This window comes from Wolbachia endosymbiont (group A) of Anoplius nigerrimus (genome assembly GCF_947251795.1).
Taxonomy (GTDB): domain Bacteria; phylum Pseudomonadota; class Alphaproteobacteria; order Rickettsiales; family Anaplasmataceae; genus Wolbachia.
On record NZ_OX366385.1, the window covers coordinates 541036 to 560828 of the forward strand.

The following is a 19793-nucleotide window of genomic DNA, read 5'->3' on the forward strand; positions in this document are numbered from 1 at the left end:
GTATCATCCCAGTTCATGTTAGCCATAAATATTAAGGAATTTACCAAATGAAAAAAAGGCAAAGAAAACCCGTGGTAGCTAGTTATTACACTCTCTATTTTAAAATTTGACGTTGGGTGATGTCTTGAACGCTTTATAAGCGCGTTTCAGCTTGTATAGGTAAAAACCTAGAAATTTGATAAAGACATACGGTGCACATAGTGCAAAGAATTAAACAATAGTACGCCAAATACAAGTTTTCTTGTCATTTTAATCTGCTGCAGAGATTGCGAAGTTAAATAAAATAGCTTCAGTTTCATGATAAGGGGGCTGGCGGAGTTTGTCAAGGAAGTTTTTAGCCCTGTCTCCTTGCTATAATGTTCATATCGATAGAAAAGCAAAAGAATAGAATGAAATATCAAGCGATATCCTCTATAATTAAATTTTTTGAATGAAGAGATGACGATTCGTGTAGGAATTAATGGTCTGGGTAGAATAGGCAGAGGCGTATTGCGTGCTATTTTCGAAATAGAAGAATATAGCAAACAAATAGAAGTTGTAGCTGTCAATGGATCGCTCAGTGCAAAGCAGCATGCACATTTGATTAAATATGATTCCGTTCATGGCAAATTCAGTGGTGATATTGACTTTAATGAGTCTCAAAATTGGCTATCTATAAATGGCAGAAAATTTTCTTTATATAGAGAACGGAATCCTGAAAATATTCCTTGGAATGTTGATGTAATACTTGAATGTACTGGTGCATTTAACAAGCGTGAAGAAGCAATAAGGCACAATGCAGAGAAAGTGATTGTCTCTGCTCCAGTTCCAGATGCTGATGTAACTATAGTTTATGGTGTGAATAATGATATGCTCAAAAAAGAGCATAAAGTAATATCAGCAGGTTCTTGCACTACAAATTGCCTTGCTCCGATTGTGAAAGTCCTACACTCCAATTTAGGTATAAAAAGCGGTTTTATGACCACTATACACGCCTATACGAATGATCAAAATGTTCTTGATGGTAATCATAAAGATTTGCGTAGAGCAAGGGCTTGCGGACTATCTATGGTGCCAACTACAACTGGAGCAGCAAAAACAATTGGTTCTGTCATCCCTGAATTAAAAGGAAAGCTAGATGGCACTGCCGTCAGAGTTCCGGTTAGCAATGTTTCTATGGTTGATTTTAAATTTACGACTGATAAGAAAGCGACCGTTGAAGAAATCAATGAAATGTTTAAGGATGCAGCTCTCTCCTCTACGTCATTCCAGCGCGTGACGCTGGAATCTAATTTCTGGATCCCAGTGTCAGTTACTCGGATGACATCAGAGGGTACTAAGATAACAGAGGGTTCTCCAATGTCAAATGTACTTTCTATATGCACGGAACCTTTAGTTTCAATAGACTTTGTGCATAACCCTTATAGTGCAATTGTGGATTTAACTGGTACATATGTTACAGGTGACATCTGTAGAGTTGCAGCGTGGTATGACAATGAGTGGGCTTTCTCGTTGAGAATGTTAGACATAGCATTATTGAGCCATAGTAAAGTATGAATGGAAACCCAAACAAATATGCTTCATTTTGTGAGCACTTTGCGGAACTCAGAAAAAGAGTTATCTTTTGCTTTCTATTTTTTCTTGTTGCTTTTGGTTTTTGTTACTACTTTAAGGAAAATATATACCGTTTTTTACTCGCACCTTTAATAGAAGCAACAAAAGGTAGCAAAGGTTTTTCTTTAATTTACACAGACTTAACAGAGGCGTTTTTTGTATATCTCAGGGTTGCTGTAATGAGTGCACTTTTGCTCTCTTTTCCTGTGTTTGCATGGCAATTCTATATGTTCTTAGCACCTGGGTTATATAAAAGCGAAAGGGCAGTGTTGTTGCCATACTTAATTGCAACACCGGTTTTATTTGTAACGGGAGCTACTGTAGTCTATTACTATATATTTCCTTTAGCCTGGAAGTTTTTCATCACTTTTGAACATAGTGGGAAATCTTTCGGTATACCAATAGAGTTTATGCCATCAGTTAGCGAATATTTAGACCTCGTTCTCCAATTTATGTTTGCATTTGGCACTGCATTTCAAATTCCAGTAATACTCACATTGATGGTGAGGGTAGGGTTACTCACTACACAAAGTTTGTCAAATAAACGTAGAATCGCGATAGTGGTAATTTTTATTATCGCTGCAATCTTAACTCCACCTGATGTATTAAGCCAAGTAGGACTTGCAATACCTATGCTGATTCTATATGAATTGTCCATTCTGATATGTAGGTATATTGAGAGGAAAGCAAAAAATTCTGATAAATAAAAAGCCATTATAGCTGTCATTCCAAGAAAATTACATAATGTATATTATGGAAAACAAAATTACATAATGTAAGAAGCAATGCTAAAAATAAAATCACATAATATAGCAAACTATAGCTAATCCAAGAAAGGTTTTCCTACGTCATACCGCCGCGGTATCTCAGCATAGATTCCGCTAACTAGTAGCGGAATGACGAATTTTTGTTTTTCAAATTGTCAGTAAATCTAAGTCAGTTTAGCTATATAAAACATAGTATAAAAAGAGCTATTTCAGCAAAGTTTCAAACAAATAAAGTTCATTAGCTTCACAATTGGCACCTTACGAGAAAAGTACATTTGATATACAGATTTAAAATACAAGTTAACGAATTATTATGATTTTTACCAAGATAATAATATAGTAAGGTTTGGTAGTGAGGTATCAAAATGGAAAAATACACCAACGCATGGTTTCATAAGAAGACTGACCCAAATCATCACGATTGTGCAAATGATGGCACTTGTGGGCAATCTATAACGGATTTTAGGATTGGTAATTCTGATATTTTCTTCTATGATAGTAATGGAACAGCGATTGCACAGATACCTAAGTTGCCTAACGGAAACTCTATTACATACCGTAATAATTTATATAAAACTGCACAATCAAAAAAGTGCCATAGCTCCTATAATCATCTCCATTATTAAAAATATAGGTATGCACAGTAACTTGAATATTACTAGCAATACAAAACTTTGCTTTATATGCTTCATAAGCATTTTTAATATCAAGCTTTATTTGCTCCTGCTCTTGTTGCGATACATTGTCATAATGTATTACGCAATTCAATTTTCCGTGTTCAAAATTAAATTGATTAGGCAGCACATCTTGTAATCCTACGTATTTTGTACTCTCACCAAAGTTTTGTTCCTGGGTTTTCACGGAGTCAATCCTCGCTCAATATTTCTGGTGGGATGACGAATGGAGAAAGCGTATTGCTCTATAAAAATGTTTATACGGACAACGTTTTAGCCCATGAATTCGGTCATGTGTTTCAATTTAAGCTTTCCGAAGCAAAAGTAAGAAAATTGGACTTTGTAAATGATCAGCTGATGGCAAATGCAATTGGACTTGAGGTAGAAGAAAAAAATTATAAAGCTATTTGCAAGCAGATGGGTGTAGATGAATATAAAGACCGTGGATCAATGTTTAGTTTTAAATACAAAGGCACCACTTATAGAGCAGAACACAGAGATTATCTTTCAGCAGAAGAAGAAAAACTTCAACTTATCAAAGACATTAAGAACTCTCATGAATCGCTCGTTAGTGAATGTGATGGATTGGGGAATGAGAATACAACTTTATTGATTTACGTTGATGAAAATAAGGAGATAAGTCGAATATATTTTCAAAACTCCGACAAAAATATATTCAAACAGCTAGGCTCTGTGGACAAAAAATATGAAAAGAGAGAAAAAGATGGTAGTTTAGCCTAATAGGTAAAAAATGGAGAAACTACCATATGCAATATTACATCAAAGAGGAAAATTGGAAACAAATTTTAGAGTTCATAAAAAGCGTAAAAGGAATGCACAGCAAAGATGAAAAACGTTTAAGAATATTCATAGAGGCAGTGTGGTACATAGTGCGAAGTGGTTGCCAATGGAGACTTTTACCAAAAACTTATGGTAATTACAGGAGTATACATAAGCGATTTAAAAGATGGTGTGAAAGAGATGTCTGGAAAAAATTGCTTGAATATACTAAACAAGAGCCTGATTTAGAAGTTGCTATAATCGACGGTACGATCATCCGAGCCCATCCATGTTCATCTGGATATACAAAAAACTCCAAGGATCAAGAAGCTTTAGGGAGGAGCAAAGGTGGCTTTACAACTAAAATACATGCGCTTGTCGATGCACTTGGAAATCCACTTAAATTTACTCTGACTCCTGGTCAAAGAAATGAAATTACGCAGGCACAAGTGTTGACCGAAAGTATCTATAACTCTACTGTAGTAGCTGACAAGGGCTACGATAGCAATGCCTTTGTTACAAGTCTTGAAGACAAGGGATGTACAGTAGTTATTCCGCCAAAACGGAATCGAAAAGTGCAAAGGTATTACGATGAGCATATCTACAAAGAACGTCATTTGATTGAGTGTTTTTTTGGTAAAATTAAAAATTTTAGGCGCATTTTTTCCAGATTTGATAAAACTGCTGAGGTTTTTATGGGTTTTCTCAATTTTGTTGGAGCTCTTGTATGGCTTCTCTAAAATTTTGTCCACAGAGCCTAGCTGTAACTATAAATGTATGGATTTTTTATCGTGCCATGTTACAATTAATGTCTTGCTAAAAATTAAATATTGATGAATGAACTAAGAAAGTTAAGTATTACACAAATGCATGACGGGCTCAAAAAAAGGAGTTTTTCTGCCGTTGAACTTGTAAAGGCGCACATTAGTGCGGTTGAAAATGAGAAATTAAATGCATTTATAACAAAAACCCCAGAGATAGCAATGAAAGCCGCTAAAGCTGCAGATGAACATTTCTCTAGGCAAAAGGATGATTTAATCTCGCCGCTCATGGGTATACCAGTTGGCATCAAAGATCTATTCTGTACAAAAGGAATAAAAACAACAGCATGCTCAAGAATGCTGGAAAATTTCGTTCCGACTTACGAATCTACGGTGTCTGACTTGCTTTTAAAAAGTGGAGCAGCCATGCTCGGTAAGCTTAATATGGATGAATTTGCTATGGGTTCTGCGAACACAAACAGCTATTTTGGCCCTGTTGAAAATGTGTGGATTAGAAAAAGTGATGGGGAAAAAGTTGTTCCTGGTGGATCATCTGGTGGATCTGCAGCATCGGTTGCTGGATTTTTATGCGCTGGAGCGTTAGGGAGCGACACCGGTGGATCTGTACGCCAACCAGCAGCTTATTGTGGAGTAGTTGGAATAAAGCCAACTTATGGAAGATGCTCGCGTTTTGGTATGATTGCATTTGCGAGTTCTCTGGATCAAGCAGGAGTCATTACTCGTTCTGTCTCTGATTCAGCATTAATGCTGGAAGCAATTTGTGGCTATGATAAAAAAGATTCAATATCGAGCGAAAAGCCAGTGCCTAAATTTTCTAGCTTTATAAATGGTGATGTCAAGGGTAAGTGTATTGGTATACCAAAAGAATATAGGATGGATGGAATTTCAGAGGAAATAGTTCATAATTGGGAAAGAGTTGCTTCCTATTTAAAAGAAAATGGCGCTGAAGTTGTTGACATTACTCTGCCACATACTAAATATGCAATACCGGTCTATTATTTAATCTGTTCTGCTGAAACTTCATCCAATCTTGCTCGTTACGATGGTGTGCGTTATGGATTAAGGGTTGATGCTGATACCCTTGAAGAAATGTATTCACTAACAAGAGCAGAAGGTTTTGGTAAAGAGGTGAAAAGAAGAATTTTAATTGGCGCTTATGCGCTTTCTTCAGGTCATTATAATGAATATTACGAAAAAGCGCAGTGCATTAGAGCATTAATCAGAAATGATTTTATAAAAGCGTTTGAAAAAATAGATTACATACTTGTGCCATCTGCTCCAACAGAAGCTTTTGGCTTAAATGAAAAGCCAGATCCGCTAATTATGTGCATCAATGATGTGTTTACCGTGCCAGCAAGTCTTGCAGGATTGCCTGCTATTTCTGTTCCTGTTGGGCTTTCCAATGAGGGTTTACCACTTGCCTTGCAAGTGATTGGAAATTATTATGACGAAGCTGGAATATTAAATGTGGCAAGTGTGATAGAGCAAAATTGCGGCAGAATAATTAGCTCTCTTACATAATCTGTTTTCTGATAGTAATTTTACATTAAAATTTGCTAACGAAAAAACTTCCTTGACAAACTCCGCCGGCCCCCTTATCATGAAACTGAAGCTATTTATTTATCTTCGCAATCTGCAGATTAAAACGACAAAGGGAACTTTGTATTTGGCGTAAATCATGCTTAATTTTTTGCACTATGTGCACCTCATGTCTTTATAAAACTTTTAGGTTTCTACCTATACAAGCCGAAACGCGCTTATAAAGCGTTCAAGACATCAAAAGACGTCAAATAGAACAAGGGAGAATTTGAATGCTAGCTACCCTAGGGTTTCTTTGCCTTTTTTTCCACTCAGTAAATTTCTTAACGTTTATAATTTAGGTTAATTGCGGCTTAAAAGCAGATGAATCGCGGTTACTAAGAGCATGTCTTCAAACTGAGTAGAAAGAAGTTAAGAAGTATGGTATAAGGTACATTTTAAGATGTACCCAAGCGATATAAGTGACAAAGAATGGAAGACAATAGAGCCATATTTTGAACCTAAAAAGACCGGCAGACCAAGAAAACATAGTATTAGAACAATTATTAATGCAATCCGCTATATGATGAGAACAGGATGTCAATGGAGACAACTGCCTAAAGATTTTCCACCATGGAAAACCGTATATAGTTGTAATTCGCGCTTGAAAAAAAGTGGAATATGGCAAGAAATTCATGATTTTCTAGTTAAAAAAGTAAGAGAGATGATTGGTAAAAATAAGACTCCATCAGTAGGTATAATTGATAGCCAGTCAGTGAAAACTACTCAAAAAGGGGATCCAGAGGATATGATGCTGGCAAAAAAATAAAGGGCAGAAAACGCCATATTATTGTAGATACTGTGGGTCTTGTAATTGCTGCTGAAGTACAGAGTGCAAGTATTCAAGATCGTGATAGTGTTCTAAATCTTTTTGCCCAAGCTAAATGCAAAGTTCCAACTTTACGTAAGTTTTTTGCTGATCAAGGGTACATAGGTAAATTACAAAACAGATGCTTATTGGAAACGGGATGTTTATTAACGATTGCCAAGAAAATAGTTGATACAGGATTTCAAGTTATTCCCAAACGTTGGATTGTTGAAAGAACTTTTGCCTGGCTTTCCAATTTTAGGCGCATGAGTAAAGATTACGAGCATTCTCCTCTCACCTCAAAAAACTATATCTTCTTTAATATGATCACTATTATGCTTCACAAATTAGCTCATTCTTCAGTTTGAAGACATGCTCTAAGCGTTTAGAATAAAAAAACGCCATACTTGAAAGTATAATGTAAGTAATTAGCCAACCACGGGGCTTCTTTTGCCTTTTTTTTATTTGGTAAATTTCTTAATGTTTACAGCTAAAAGAGCCCAAGAGAGGTGTCATGCCAGTGCTCCTTTTTTTGTCATCCCAGTGCCCAGACACTGGGATCCAGGTTGCTCACAAGCAAACTAGCATAGAAAGTGGTTACAACGTTTTCGATGAGATTGCAGAAAGGCTGGATTCCAGTGTCTGGGCACTGGGATGACATCATAGGAGGCTTGGATGACACCTTGACGATTTGAAGAACCGTCATCCCACTACTTGTTAGCGGGATCTATTGCCGAGATACCGCGAATGAATCGCGGTATGACGTAGGCTCTGTGGACAAAAAATATGAAAAGAGAGAAAAAGATGGTAGTTTAGCCTAATAGGTAAAAAATGGAGAAACTACCATATGCAATATTACATCAAAGAGGAAAATTGGAAACAAATTTTAGAGTTCATAAAAAGCGTAAAAGGAATGCACAGCAAAGATGAAAAACGTTTAAGAATATTCATAGAGGCAGTGTGGTACATAGTGCGAAGTGGTTGCCAATGGAGACTTTTACCAAAAACTTATGGTAATTACAGGAGTATACATAAGCGATTTAAAAGATGGTGTGAAAGAGATGTCTGGAAAAAATTGCTTGAATATACTAAACAAGAGCCTGATTTAGAAGTTGCTATAATCGACGGTACGATCATCCGAGCCCATCCATGTTCATCTGGATATACAAAAAACTCCAAGGATCAAGAAGCTTTAGGGAGGAGCAAAGGTGGCTTTACAACTAAAATACATGCGCTTGTCGATGCACTTGGAAATCCACTTAAATTTACTCTGACTCCTGGTCAAAGAAATGAAATTACGCAGGCACAAGTGTTGACCGAAAGTATCTATAACTCTACTGTAGTAGCTGACAAGGGCTACGATAGCAATGCCTTTGTTACAAGTCTTGAAGACAAGGGATGTACAGTAGTTATTCCGCCAAAACGGAATCGAAAAGTGCAAAGGTATTACGATGAGCATATCTACAAAGAACGTCATTTGATTGAGTGTTTTTTTGGTAAAATTAAAAATTTTAGGCGCATTTTTTCCAGATTTGATAAAACTGCTGAGGTTTTTATGGGTTTTCTCAATTTTGTTGGAGCTCTTGTATGGCTTCTCTAAAATTTTGTCCACAGAGCCTAGATAAGACATTTATAAGCAGAAGTAACCCTGAACAAGAGGTGGAAAAATCAAATGAAGTAGAACAAAGTAATGTAGAAGAAGAAAAAAGTAGCCAGCAAGATACTCAGCAACCCAGTAATTTCTTATCCAATATTTTTTCAGCAATTAAATCCGTTATTGATTCTATCTCATCACTCTTTTCATGGTTATTTTGGTCTAAAGAGGAAAAATCTGATGAATCTACGCAACAACCTTCTGCTGATGACCTTTCTTTGCTTAAACCTCATGTGGACGAGTTAGGTCACAATGTTAGAGATCACTTATCAGATCATTATCACTCACCTGATGAGTTCATGTAGTGTGACTATTTTATAGCCACTCCCCTACCCTTTCTAACTGTATAGCCTCAGCAAATATAGAAAGGTTAAAGGGGGTGGCATCACTTAAATAATTAAATGAAAAATTAGGTGAATCATTCTGAAATTCTTGCATTTTTGTTTATAATTTTGTTAAACAACTTCTCTTTTGGTCATATCGAACCAGATTTTTTTTCATACTACTTTAATTGCTGACAATAGCCTTGTTAGTTTTTGTCATAATGCGATCAAACACTCCCAATAACCTCTTTAATAGGTTTGGAGTTAGCGAAGAGATAAGATCAACAGATACGTTATTGTTTTTGTCATCACCACTTGCTTTATAGTCTATTGAAATGATTCCCCTACTTTTCCCGCCAGTAAGAAGTTTCCCAATTATAGGAATTTTTAACAAAGATTTATTAATTGAATACGCCGGTATTACCTGTCCTTCAACTTGGAATTTATAATCTTTAATATCGAGCTTACCACCAGTGCTAATACCTAATTCCGCCCCTTCAAGCCAAGATTCTTCAATTTCGACAGAGCCATCTTTGTATGAGAAAGGTACATTACATTTATAAAAGTATACACCTTCATCCTTTATAGCATTTACAATACCAGGAAGCGAAGACATCGATAATAAAGTAGTGAGTAGTGGAGCATCTTTGATATAAAAATTACTAATAGATAACATGCCGTAATGTTCTTCATTTTCTCTCTGAGGAGATAGATAAAAAGAAAGTTTACCATTTTTGACTGATTTACTAATGCCTAAGGAACGCAAAAGCATACCTGAATTATCCGCATATATTTCGAGCCCTATTCCACTGTATTCTGCTAGTATGTTGCTGCTATCTTCTAGAAACTGTCCTGTAAATTGACTTCCATTGCAATTACCTTTAGTACAGGTTACATTCAGCTTAGCATTTTTGATAACGATGCCTTCTTTCATAATTACATTGTCAACATTCATACTAATCTCTATATCTTTGTTTAATCCATTACTGTTTTTGCCAAGCAAGCCTAAAATATCACTCAAATTAATTTTCTCACCATAAATAGTTATGGCATTTTTTTCCTTACCTGACTCTATCTCTACACTAAGGTCATTATCAGGCAATTTAAAGCTACTAGAATTTAAATATAAATTTCCATTTCTTACTCTTCCGCTGAATTTTATATCTAGGTCATTTCCTACAACATCTAATTTGTCTATTAACAATTCACCTGCACCTTTTAACTTTACAGAGAACACAATTTTATTGTGATCTTCAAAACGATTTTTCCACCCTAAGTAGCTTGAGTGTGATTCAAATTCTGATAAATCTATATCACCATTAACATACCCCGTCTTATCTTGATTTATCACCGATTCTATATTTGTATTGACATAGCCACTATCAAAATTAAATATTTGAGCAGGTAAATCTCCGGTCAAATTCCAGGCAAAACTTTCATTCCTATTGCTACTTTTCAGGTCAAATAATAGCTGTGTGTTATTCACCATACCACTACCATTTAAATCTATAAAGTCACTGCCAAAACTAAGCTTAATGTCATATTTACCAAGACTTGCATTATAGACGGCCAAATTGTCAATTTCAGAATGAAAATTTGCTGAGAAGTCTACTTTTTTGTCATCAGCATTTAGATTAAAAATGCGAAAATTAAATACAGATTTTGCCATTCCACTTACTTTATCCCTTTCAACCTTCACCACATCATCCAGCTTAAATCTTATAGGCTCATATAAACCATACGCATCACTTACAGCTTGGCCATTAATGGTTAGAACTGAATCTTCCTTATTGAGAGATTTCATTTCAATATCACCACCATTAATAGTGAAATTCTGAAACTTAGCGCTATTTGCAGTAATTTTGAGATTGTTATTCTTGAAGGTTAAGTCACCGTTTAATTCCTTTACTTGCTCAAAATCTTCATCAAATTTTACGCTACCGTTTTCTATATCAGCAACAATTACAATGTCTGACAGATCGTCATCAACCAAATTGTTAATTTTGCCATTGAAACTTACAATGGTATTTAAAACATCCCCATTAATATTATCACAATACCAGCTTTTAAATTTACTATTTACTACACCATCTGGTACATAAGTACATAAATCCTTTGCAGCAAACTTGCTAATATTAATTCTAAGCAAAGCATGGCTTGTACTAAAGTTCATCTTGCCTATTAAAGAGAGATACGTGTCATTTAACTTAAAATGGAAGTTTTTTACACTAATAATTCCATCACTATATGTTAAATTTATATTTACATTAGTTAAGGCCAAATTTTTGTTCAAATAATTTTCTGTATTCAATACGTATATATTTCCATCTACAATTTCATCCTTTTTATTAATTTTCACTGAGAAGCTTCCTTTGAATCCTATATTTTTGTCCAAATTGTAGCTTTTAACTAATGTAGAAAACTCGCTCAATAGTCCCAATTTTAGATCATAAAATGTCCCGTACACATTTAGCAAATTGTTGCGATTTTTTATCGTAATTGATAAATCATCCAAAAATCCCTTTCCATCTTTTGTATTCACATGAATATCTAAAACATTAAAATCTTCCCCCTTCCCTATATACAATTTATCAATAAAAAATTCATCTTCCGTGCCTTTATTAATAGCGATGTTAGTAAATTCAATTTTTGAATCCGCATTTAAGTCAAAAAAAAATTCCCTTATTGTTTTTACTGAGTTTTGCAGATTAAAATTTACTGTTTTAAAGTCAGCTTCTTTCTGATTGATACATACATGCACATTATCAGCCGAAACCTGAGAGAGATTTGTGCTAGCTTTAAATAAGGAACTTAACTTAAAATGTACAAAAAGCTCAGGAACTTTTATAGTAAAATTAGGATTTGCTATTGCCAAATCTGTAATGACTAAATACGGATCTTTGCTACCTTTCTGCCAAACAACTGAGGTATTCTCCATATTAACGCTTGAGCCAACAAATATTTTTGATATTTTATGTTTAACATAAAAATTAACATAATTAATATTGATTTCTAAAGGCTTTAAAAAAATAAAGAAGCACAATATGAACAATAAAACTACGGAAAATAATATAGTAATTTTTTTAAGCATCGATTATTGCTTTTCTTGCTAAACTATCAGCCTCCTCATTATATTTATTGCCACTGTGTGCTTTAACCCACTTCCAATCAATTTCGTGTTGTGAAGCAACGTTGTCTAGCTCTTTCCACAATTCCATATTTTTTACTGATTTTTTATTACTTGTTTTCCAGCCATTCACTTTCCACTTATTTATCCACTCTGTTATGCCATGCTTAATATAAAGACTATCCGTATATAAATTAATATTACAAGAAAATTTTAACGCTTTCAGCCCATTGATCACCGCTGTTAACTCCATTTTATTGTTTGTGGTATTTTCTTCTCTACCATAAATGTCCTTTCTATAATCTTGAAATAATATGATAGCTGCCCATCCTCCCGCTCCAGGATTACCAGAACACGCCCCATCCGTGTATATTATCACTTCCTTTTTGCTCATCTTTAACTGTAATGAATTAATAAAGTATATAGTTGCTTCTATGAAAGCACAATTTCTAAAGGTAGTTTAAGCTGCACCTTTAAATTTTATTATAGAAACAAAAAAAAGTGTGACAACGAGCATTACTAAAAGGAAAAGTAAAAAATAGTTTTTATGCTTCTGCCGTTCTTTCATAACTAAAATAAATCAATAGAACAAAAAATAATACTGGCGAATAGGGAAAATAGATAAGAAATTGAATAAGAAAACATTTGTTTCTGTGAGTTGTGGTTCTTGAATCTGAGAATTGATATAGCGTACCAAATAAAGATGCAACCTGCAAAAATTGCCATGCTTAGATAAAGTAAAGCCTTTTTCAAGAATAGAGCTGGAAGCAAGCTAGTTAGCACCAGCAAGACACTATAAATTAATATATATTTTCTTGTTTTTTCCGGACCATAAACAATATTGAACATTGGAATCAATGCCTTTGCATAGTCTTCAGACTTATTTAAAGATAGGGCCCAAAAGTGTGGTGGAGTCCACATAAAAATTACTAAAAATAAAATGAAACTTTCCCAACTGACAGAATTAGTCACAGCTGCCCAGCCAATCATTGGAGGAAAAGCACCTGCTGCACCACCGATAACGATATTCTGCGGAGTACGCCTTTTTAGCCAAATTGTATATACGAAAACGTAAAATAATATGCTAACTGCAAGCAAAGCAGCAGAAATATAGTTTACTGCTATTGCCATGATAAATACTGACAATATTCCAAGAGTTATACCAAATTCAAGCGCGCTTTCTGCAGAAACTCTACCTGAGGGTATAGGGCGGTTTTTTGTCCTTTCCATGAGCAGATCTATGTCTTTGTCATACCACATATTTATAGCACCTGCAGATCCTGAGCCAAGAGCAACACATATAAGAGATACTAGTACTAGAAAAGGGTGCATACTACCTGGTGCAGTAACCATACCAGCAACTGCAGTAAATACCACAAGATACATTATCCTTGGCTTCAGCAAACGCCAAAAATCCAGTATTGTTGATTCAACATTTAGCAAAACACTTGTGTACATTCTATTTTACCACTGGTGGTTTTTCAAAAGTATGAAAAGGCGGTGGTGAAGATACCGTCCATTCCAAGGTATCACCTTCCCAAGGATTATCTCCAGCTTTCTTGCCCCATTTAAAGAGATGTATAACTATAAACACAAAAAACATAACTGAAACAAAGGACATATACGAACCAATTGAGGATATATAATTCCAAGGGATAAACGCATCAGGATAATCAGGTATACGCCTTGGCATACCAGCTAATCCTAAGAAATGTTGAGGTAAAAAAGTGATATTGGTGCTAATAAAAGTAAGCCAAAAGTGGATTTGACCTAAGCGCTCATTATATTGTTTACCCGACATTTTACCAATCCAATAATAAAAGCCAGCAAAAGCTCCAAATAATGCAGCAAGTGACATGACATAATGGAAGTGAGCAACAACATAGTAGGTATCATGCAGAAGCTTATCTATTCCACCATGAGAAAGAATTATTCCCGTTATGCCGCCACCAACAAACATGAAAATAAAACCTAGTGCAAATAGCATAGGGGTCTTAAACTCAATTGCTCCACCCCACATAGTTGCAATCCAGCTAAAGACTTTTACACCAGTTATAACACCGATAAAAATTGTGGTAGTGCTAAAAAATGCAGCAGCGTCAGCACTAAGCCCAACAGTGAACATATGATGAGCCCAAACCATAAAGCCAAATACTGCTATACATATCATTGCATAAACCATCCCTATGTAACCAAATACAGGTCTGTGAGAAAAAGTTGATACAACCTGACTTATGATGCCAAATGCAGGAAAAATAATTACGTAAACCTCCGGATGACCAAAAAATCAAAATAAATGTTGAAATAACACAGGGTCACCACCACCGGCAGGATCAAAAAAGGAAGTACCAATATTGCGATCAGTAAGAAGCATAGTTATAGCACCGGCAAGCACTGGTAAGGCGACAATCAACATAAATGCTGTTAGCAAGACAGACCAAACAAATAGTGGCATCTTAGTTAATGACATTCCTTTTGCGCGCATGTTAAATATAGTAACTATAAAGTTGATCGCCCCAACAATTGACGACATACCAGCAACGTGGAGTGCAAGTATAGCAAGGTCAACTCCTGCACTTGGATGGGACATTACCTGTGATAAAGGTGGATATAAAGTCCAACCCGTACCTGCACCTTCGCCAGCAAATGCTGAAAGAATGAGCAAAATAAAAGATGACACTAACAACCAAAAACTTAAATTATTCATACGAGGAAATGCCATATCTGGTGCACCAATCATGAGAGGTACAAACCAGTTACCAAATCCTCCCATGAGGGCTGGCATTATCATGAAAAACACCATTATCAACGCATGCCCTGTAACCATTACGTTATATAATTGATAATTATTGTTAAGTATATTAATGTGCATTAGCTGAGTGCGAATAATCACCGATAATAATCCACCAATAATTCCAGCTAATATGGAAAAAATAATGTATAGTGTCCCTATATCTTTATGATTAGTGGAAAATAACCAACGCTTTATGCCCTTTGGTACGTCACTCATATCTATACTCCAAATTTAACTCACTAATTTTCTACTTTCAATCCACTTATTAAAATCTTCTTTGCTTACTGCTTCAACAACAATTGGCATAAATCCATGGCCTTGACCACACAATTCATAGCATTGCCCGTAATAAACACCAGACTTTTTGATATTAAACCACGCCTCATTCAGCCTACCTGGTATCGCATCAATTTTTACACCGAAAGCCGGTACTCCCCAGCTGTGTATCACATCTCCTGCTGTAACTTGTAAACGAACGTTAGCATTAACGGGTAAAACGATATTGTTATCAACAGAGAATAGCTTTAAATCTCCTTCGATAAAGTCTTCTTTTCCCTTAATATAACTATCAAATGACACACCTTGATATTCTGGATATTGGTAGCTCCAATACCATTGGTGGCCAATAACTTTTAGTGTTATATCAGCTTTCGGTATTTCTTCCTGTAGCTTCAGTAATTTAGCGTTTTCAAAAGCTAATATACCAACAATAATCGTTGGTATAACAAACCAAACAATTTCTAAAAGGACATTATGGGTAGTTTTACTGATGTTTGTTACTTTGCTTTTACGAAAGCGAAACGCTATATAAGCAAGCAGCGCCCACACAAAAAGCATTATTGCAATCATCACAACCATTACAAACGAATGTGACCTAACTACAGCCTCCATTACTTCAGTTGCAGGAGCAGGAAATCCAAATTGCCAGGAAGTAGGAGCAGAGGCAACAGATATATTTGAGTAAAATATTATCAATAGTGCAAATAACTTCACCATATCTTTTGTTTGTTTGCTATAAAACTAAGTGATATACTGTATAATAGTATATATAAACTTACTATGCAAATAGAGATTAGTGATGGTTAATAATTTTTTAGCATTCAACAAGTATAATAGTACAATACTAACTTGAGTAAAAAAGCATTTACATAAATCTATTGTAAGTAAAAATATTATAATATTTTAAATTAAGTATTTACTTTAAGTAAATTCTATAATAAGTTTAATAGTGTCTGTTACTGCTAATAACCCTCTAGCCTCACACCTAAAAGCAGTAACAGACACTATTAAACTTTATGACAAGTTTATAATCTGTAAGATCAAAATCTTACAAGTTTCTTTATTTTATTATACATTGCAGTTTGTTAATTAACTTTTAATGCCTATGGTAGCATTTACAGCTTGGACCAAAGGTTTACGCATTATAGAAAATAATTATAAAAAAACACACTATATTTGTATACCATACAAACTTTTTTCATTCTGCATAGCTGAGTTACTGGATTCTGTAAACGAAATCTTTAGAGCATGTCTTCAAACTGAAGAATGAGCTAATTTGTGAAGCATAATAGTGATCATATTAAAGAAGATATAGTTTTTTGAGGTGAGAGGAGAATGCTCGTAATCTTTACTCATGCGCCTAAAATTGGAAAGCCAGGCAAAAGTTCTTTCAACAATCCAACGTTTGGGAATAACTTGAAATCCTGTATCAACTATTTTCTTGGCAATCGTTAATAAACATCCCGTTTCCAATAAGCATCTGTTTTGTAATTTACCTATGTACCCTTGATCAGCAAAAAACTTACGTAAAGTTGGAACTTTGCATTTAGCTTGGGCAAAAAGATTTAGAGCACTATCACGATCTTGAATACTTGCACTCTGTACTTCAGCAGCAATTACAAGACCCACAGTATCTACAATAATATGGCGTTTTCTGCCCTTTATTTTTTTGCCAGCATCATATCCTCTGGATCCCCTTTTTGAGTAGTTTTCACTGACTGGCTATCAATTATACCTACTGATGGAGTCTTATTTTTACCAATCATCTCTCTTACTTTTTTAACTAGAAAATCATGAATTTCTTGCCATATTCCACTTTTTTTCAAGCGCGAATTACAACTATATACGGTTTTCCATGGTGGAAAATCTTTAGGCAGTTGTCTCCATTGACATCCTGTTCTCATCATATAGCGGATTGCATTAATAATTGTTCTAATACTATGTTTTCTTGGTCTGCCGGTCTTTTTAGGTTCAAAATATGGCTCTATTGTCTTCCATTCTTTGTCACTTATATCGCTTGGGTACATCTTAAAATGTACCTTATACCATACTTCTTAACTTCTTTCTACTCAGTTTGAAGACATGCTCTAAGAAAAAAGTTCGTTTCAATAGTTGAAGATTTAGAAAGAAAAGGAGGTACACACCAGGGAAGTATAAAGCTTATACATGGTAAGGGTGGTGTTAAATATCTTCGGGCTAAATTGAGTGATAGGGACAGATTATTATTTACGAGTATAAAGTATAATAACGAAGGTGCTTTTGTTATTTTAGAAGTAATTCTGAGTCATAAATATGGCAATTCAGAGTTCTTAAAAAATAAAGAAAAAATAAAAAACATAAAAATAGTAGATCAAAACAATAAAGAAGTTTTTGATAATGCAGGTAAAGTGAAGGTTGAAAATGCTCCACAAGTTCGTTGGTTAGATAAATTTATCACTTTTAGTGCAAAGCAAGAAGATATAGTTGAAAATGCTGGTAATCTACCTTTAATTGTCAGTGGATCTGCCGGTAGTGGAAAGACATCAGTGGCTTTGGAAAAGCTTAGAAAGATAGAAGAGGAGTTCAAGGAAGGGAAAATTCTATATATCACAAAATCCGAAAATCTTATAAAAAAATCAAAAGAATTATACGAGTATGAATACTATGATGAAGCTGCCAAAGAACTAAAGGTTGGTGTTCCAGAGGGAATTGAGTTCTTGTCTGTTCATGAGTTTATTGAAAAGGTAACAAAGGAAGACCCAGAAATGAGAAAGCGTGTAAAGGGGAAGAGGCCAATCAATAGAAATGCATTTTTTTCATGGTTCAACAAAAAATGTAAGAAAAAAGAATTTAACGAGTATGCAAAAGACAGAGAGGAAATATTTGAAGAATTTATAGCTGTGATAGGAGGAGGCGGCTTATTAGGAAAAGAAGGAAAAGATCAATACGTTAATTTAGGGGATAAACAATCTATATTTCCTAAAGAAAAAAGAAAAGGTATTTATGATTTTTTTAAAGAATATGAAAATTTTATAGAAGAAAGTTCAGAATATTATGATACTAGTCTCATCGCTCATGAGTGTGTTAAAAAGGTACAGGCTAATTATGATGCAGTTGTTGTAGATGAAGTGCAGGATTTGACTGAAAGCACATTAAAGCTGATATTGAAGAGCTTAAAAGATGAAAGTAAGAGTAATTTTTTATTATGTGGTGATGTTAATCAAGTAATACATCCAAGTTTTTTCTCTGTATCTAGGCTCTGTGGACAAAAAATATGAAAAGAGAGAAAAAGATGGTAGTTTAGCCTAATAGGTAAAAAATGGAGAAACTACCATATGCAATATTACATCAAAGAGGAAAATTGGAAACAAATTTTAGAGTTCATAAAAAGCGTAAAAGGAATGCACAGCAAAGATGAAAAACGTTTAAGAATATTCATAGAGGCAGTGTGGTACATAGTGCGAAGTGGTTGCCAATGGAGACTTTTACCAAAAACTTATGGTAATTACAGGAGTATACATAAGCGATTTAAAAGATGGTGTGAAAGAGATGTCTGGAAAAAATTGCTTGAATATACTAAACAAGAGCCTGATTTAGAAGTTGCTATAATCGACGGTACGATCATCCGAGCCCATCCATGTTCATCTGGATATACAAAAAACTCCAAGGATCAAGAAGCTTTAGGGAGGAGCAAAGGTGGCTTTACAACTAAAATACATGCGCTTGTCGATGCACTTGGAAATCCACTTAAATTTACTCTGACTCCTGGTCAAAGAAATGAAATTACGCAGGCACAAGTGTTGACCGAAAGTATCTATAACTCTACTGTAGTAGCTGACAAGGGCTACGATAGCAATGCCTTTGTTACAAGTCTTGAAGACAAGGGATGTACAGTAGTTATTCCGCCAAAACGGAATCGAAAAGTGCAAAGGTATTACGATGAGCATATCTACAAAGAACGTCATTTGATTGAGTGTTTTTTTGGTAAAATTAAAAATTTTAGGCGCATTTTTTCCAGATTTGATAAAACTGCTGAGGTTTTTATGGGTTTTCTCAATTTTGTTGGAGCTCTTGTATGGCTTCTCTAAAATTTTGTCCACAGAGCCTAGATCCCGCTAACAAGTAGCGGGATGACGGTTGTCAGGGTGTCATCCGAGTAGCTGACACTGGTTTCTTTATGACGGCAGCGCCCAGACACTGGTTTCCATCCAAGAGGGTGTCATCCAAGTAGCCCCTTCGGTGTCATCCGAGTAGCTGACACTGGTTTACTTTATGATGATGTCATGAAAGTAGCTTTCCATCCAAAAGGGTGTCATCCCAGTGCCCAGACACTGGGATCCAGGAAAAAAGAATGGTGTCATGCAAGTAGCCCCTATAATGTCATCCCAGTGCGTGACACTGGGATCTAGTCTTTATTATGCAGCCACTTATTTAAAGTTAGGTTTTCTGGATCCCAGTGTCTGGGCACTGGGATGACACCTGTAGCCCTACGTCATACCGCCGCGGTATCTCTTAACATAGATCCCGCTAACACGTAGCGGGATGACGGTTGTCGTTTAGCTATAAATATTAAGAAATTTACCAAATAAAAAAAAAGGCAAAAGAAGCCCCGTGGTTATTATCCGCTTTAAAATATTGGCGTTTTTTATGTTTTA

At 35.2% G+C, this 19793-nt stretch carries 18 protein-coding genes and 1 pseudogene; 11 read left to right on the forward strand and 8 right to left on the reverse strand.

The features are described from left to right. The first annotated feature begins 438 nt into the window (after positions 1–438). The gene (locus tag OPR26_RS02925) at positions 439–1536 is read left to right on the forward strand and encodes a type I glyceraldehyde-3-phosphate dehydrogenase (RefSeq protein WP_265016272.1); all 1098 of its coding nucleotides are present in this window, start codon (positions 439–441) and stop codon (positions 1534–1536) included. Beyond that, positions 1533–2300 (forward strand): twin-arginine translocase subunit TatC, encoded by a 768-nt coding sequence (tatC, locus tag OPR26_RS02930; protein ID WP_265016184.1) that lies wholly within the window; start codon positions 1533–1535, stop codon positions 2298–2300. The genes OPR26_RS02925 and tatC overlap by 4 nt, the downstream gene beginning before the upstream one ends. Positions 2301–2909: 609 nt before the next feature. Here tatC and OPR26_RS02935 read toward each other — a convergent pair. Beyond that, entirely contained in the window at positions 2910–3221 is a 312-nt protein-coding gene (locus OPR26_RS02935) for a hypothetical protein (protein ID WP_265016185.1), read from the reverse strand. Positions 3222–3274: 53 nt separating this feature from the next. On the opposite strand from OPR26_RS02935, the gene OPR26_RS02940 reads away from it, so the two are divergent. The 7 genes from OPR26_RS02940 to OPR26_RS02970 all read left to right on the forward strand — a co-directional run bounded on the left by OPR26_RS02940 (position 3275) and on the right by OPR26_RS02970 (position 8941). Next, entirely contained in the window at positions 3275–3775 is a 501-nt protein-coding gene (locus OPR26_RS02940; RefSeq protein WP_265016186.1) for a hypothetical protein, read from the forward strand. 26 nt (positions 3776–3801) lie between these two features. Further along, entirely contained in the window at positions 3802–4554 is a 753-nt protein-coding gene (locus OPR26_RS02945) for an IS5 family transposase (RefSeq protein ID WP_264702259.1), read from the forward strand. Positions 4555–4647: 93 nt separating this feature from the next. Further along, entirely contained in the window at positions 4648–6117 is a 1470-nt protein-coding gene (gene gatA / locus OPR26_RS02950) for an Asp-tRNA(Asn)/Glu-tRNA(Gln) amidotransferase subunit GatA (RefSeq protein WP_265016187.1), read from the forward strand. Positions 6118–6577: 460 nt separating this feature from the next. Beyond that, positions 6578–6943, forward strand: a complete 366-nt coding sequence (locus OPR26_RS02955; RefSeq protein ID WP_264731180.1) for a transposase — start codon at positions 6578–6580, stop codon at positions 6941–6943. A gap of 20 nt (positions 6944–6963) precedes the next feature. Continuing rightward, complete coding sequence (locus tag OPR26_RS02960) at positions 6964–7350, forward strand: transposase (RefSeq protein ID WP_265016273.1); 387 nt, start codon at positions 6964–6966, stop codon at positions 7348–7350. A gap of 479 nt (positions 7351–7829) precedes the next feature. Further along, entirely contained in the window at positions 7830–8582 is a 753-nt protein-coding gene (locus OPR26_RS02965) for an IS5 family transposase (RefSeq protein ID WP_264702259.1), read from the forward strand. Beyond that, complete coding sequence (locus tag OPR26_RS02970) at positions 8570–8941, forward strand: hypothetical protein (protein ID WP_265016188.1); 372 nt, start codon at positions 8570–8572, stop codon at positions 8939–8941. The genes OPR26_RS02965 and OPR26_RS02970 overlap by 13 nt, the downstream gene beginning before the upstream one ends. 202 nt (positions 8942–9143) lie before the next feature. Here OPR26_RS02970 and OPR26_RS02975 read toward each other — a convergent pair whose 3' ends face one another. The 7 genes and pseudogenes from OPR26_RS02975 to OPR26_RS03005 form a co-directional block, all read right to left on the reverse strand. Further along, the gene (locus OPR26_RS02975) at positions 9144–12050 is read right to left on the reverse strand and encodes a YhdP family protein (RefSeq protein ID WP_265016189.1); all 2907 of its coding nucleotides are present in this window, start codon (positions 12048–12050) and stop codon (positions 9144–9146) included. Then, on the reverse strand, positions 12043–12480 hold the full coding sequence (gene rnhA / locus OPR26_RS02980) for a ribonuclease HI (RefSeq protein ID WP_182159921.1): 438 nt from the start codon (positions 12478–12480) through the stop codon (positions 12043–12045). Before rnhA ends, OPR26_RS02975 begins: the two co-directional genes overlap by 8 nt. Before the next feature lie 176 nt (positions 12481–12656). Then, entirely contained in the window at positions 12657–13544 is an 888-nt protein-coding gene (locus tag OPR26_RS02985; RefSeq protein WP_265016190.1) for a heme o synthase, read from the reverse strand. Position 13545: 1 nt separating this feature from the next. Beyond that, positions 13546–15096, reverse strand: a pseudogene (ctaD, locus tag OPR26_RS02990) (cytochrome c oxidase subunit I). Between the two features lie 15 nt (positions 15097–15111). Then, positions 15112–15876, reverse strand: a complete 765-nt coding sequence (coxB, locus tag OPR26_RS02995) for a cytochrome c oxidase subunit II (RefSeq protein ID WP_253302365.1) — start codon at positions 15874–15876, stop codon at positions 15112–15114. A gap of 537 nt (positions 15877–16413) precedes the next feature. Then, positions 16414–16824, reverse strand: a complete 411-nt coding sequence (locus tag OPR26_RS03000; RefSeq protein ID WP_320157296.1) for a transposase — start codon at positions 16822–16824, stop codon at positions 16414–16416. Beyond that, the gene (locus OPR26_RS03005) at positions 16821–17186 is read right to left on the reverse strand and encodes a transposase (RefSeq protein ID WP_264731180.1); all 366 of its coding nucleotides are present in this window, start codon (positions 17184–17186) and stop codon (positions 16821–16823) included. Before OPR26_RS03005 ends, OPR26_RS03000 begins: the two co-directional genes overlap by 4 nt. 174 nt (positions 17187–17360) lie before the next feature. On the opposite strand from OPR26_RS03005, the gene OPR26_RS03010 reads away from it, so the two are divergent. Beyond that, entirely contained in the window at positions 17361–18416 is a 1056-nt protein-coding gene (locus OPR26_RS03010; RefSeq protein ID WP_265016191.1) for a UvrD-helicase domain-containing protein, read from the forward strand. A gap of 57 nt (positions 18417–18473) precedes the next feature. Continuing rightward, positions 18474–19226 carry an IS5 family transposase gene (locus tag OPR26_RS03015; RefSeq protein WP_264702259.1) on the forward strand — a complete coding sequence of 251 codons (753 nt, stop codon included), beginning with the start codon at positions 18474–18476 and terminating at the stop codon, positions 19224–19226. Positions 19227–19793: the final 567 nt, after the last annotated feature.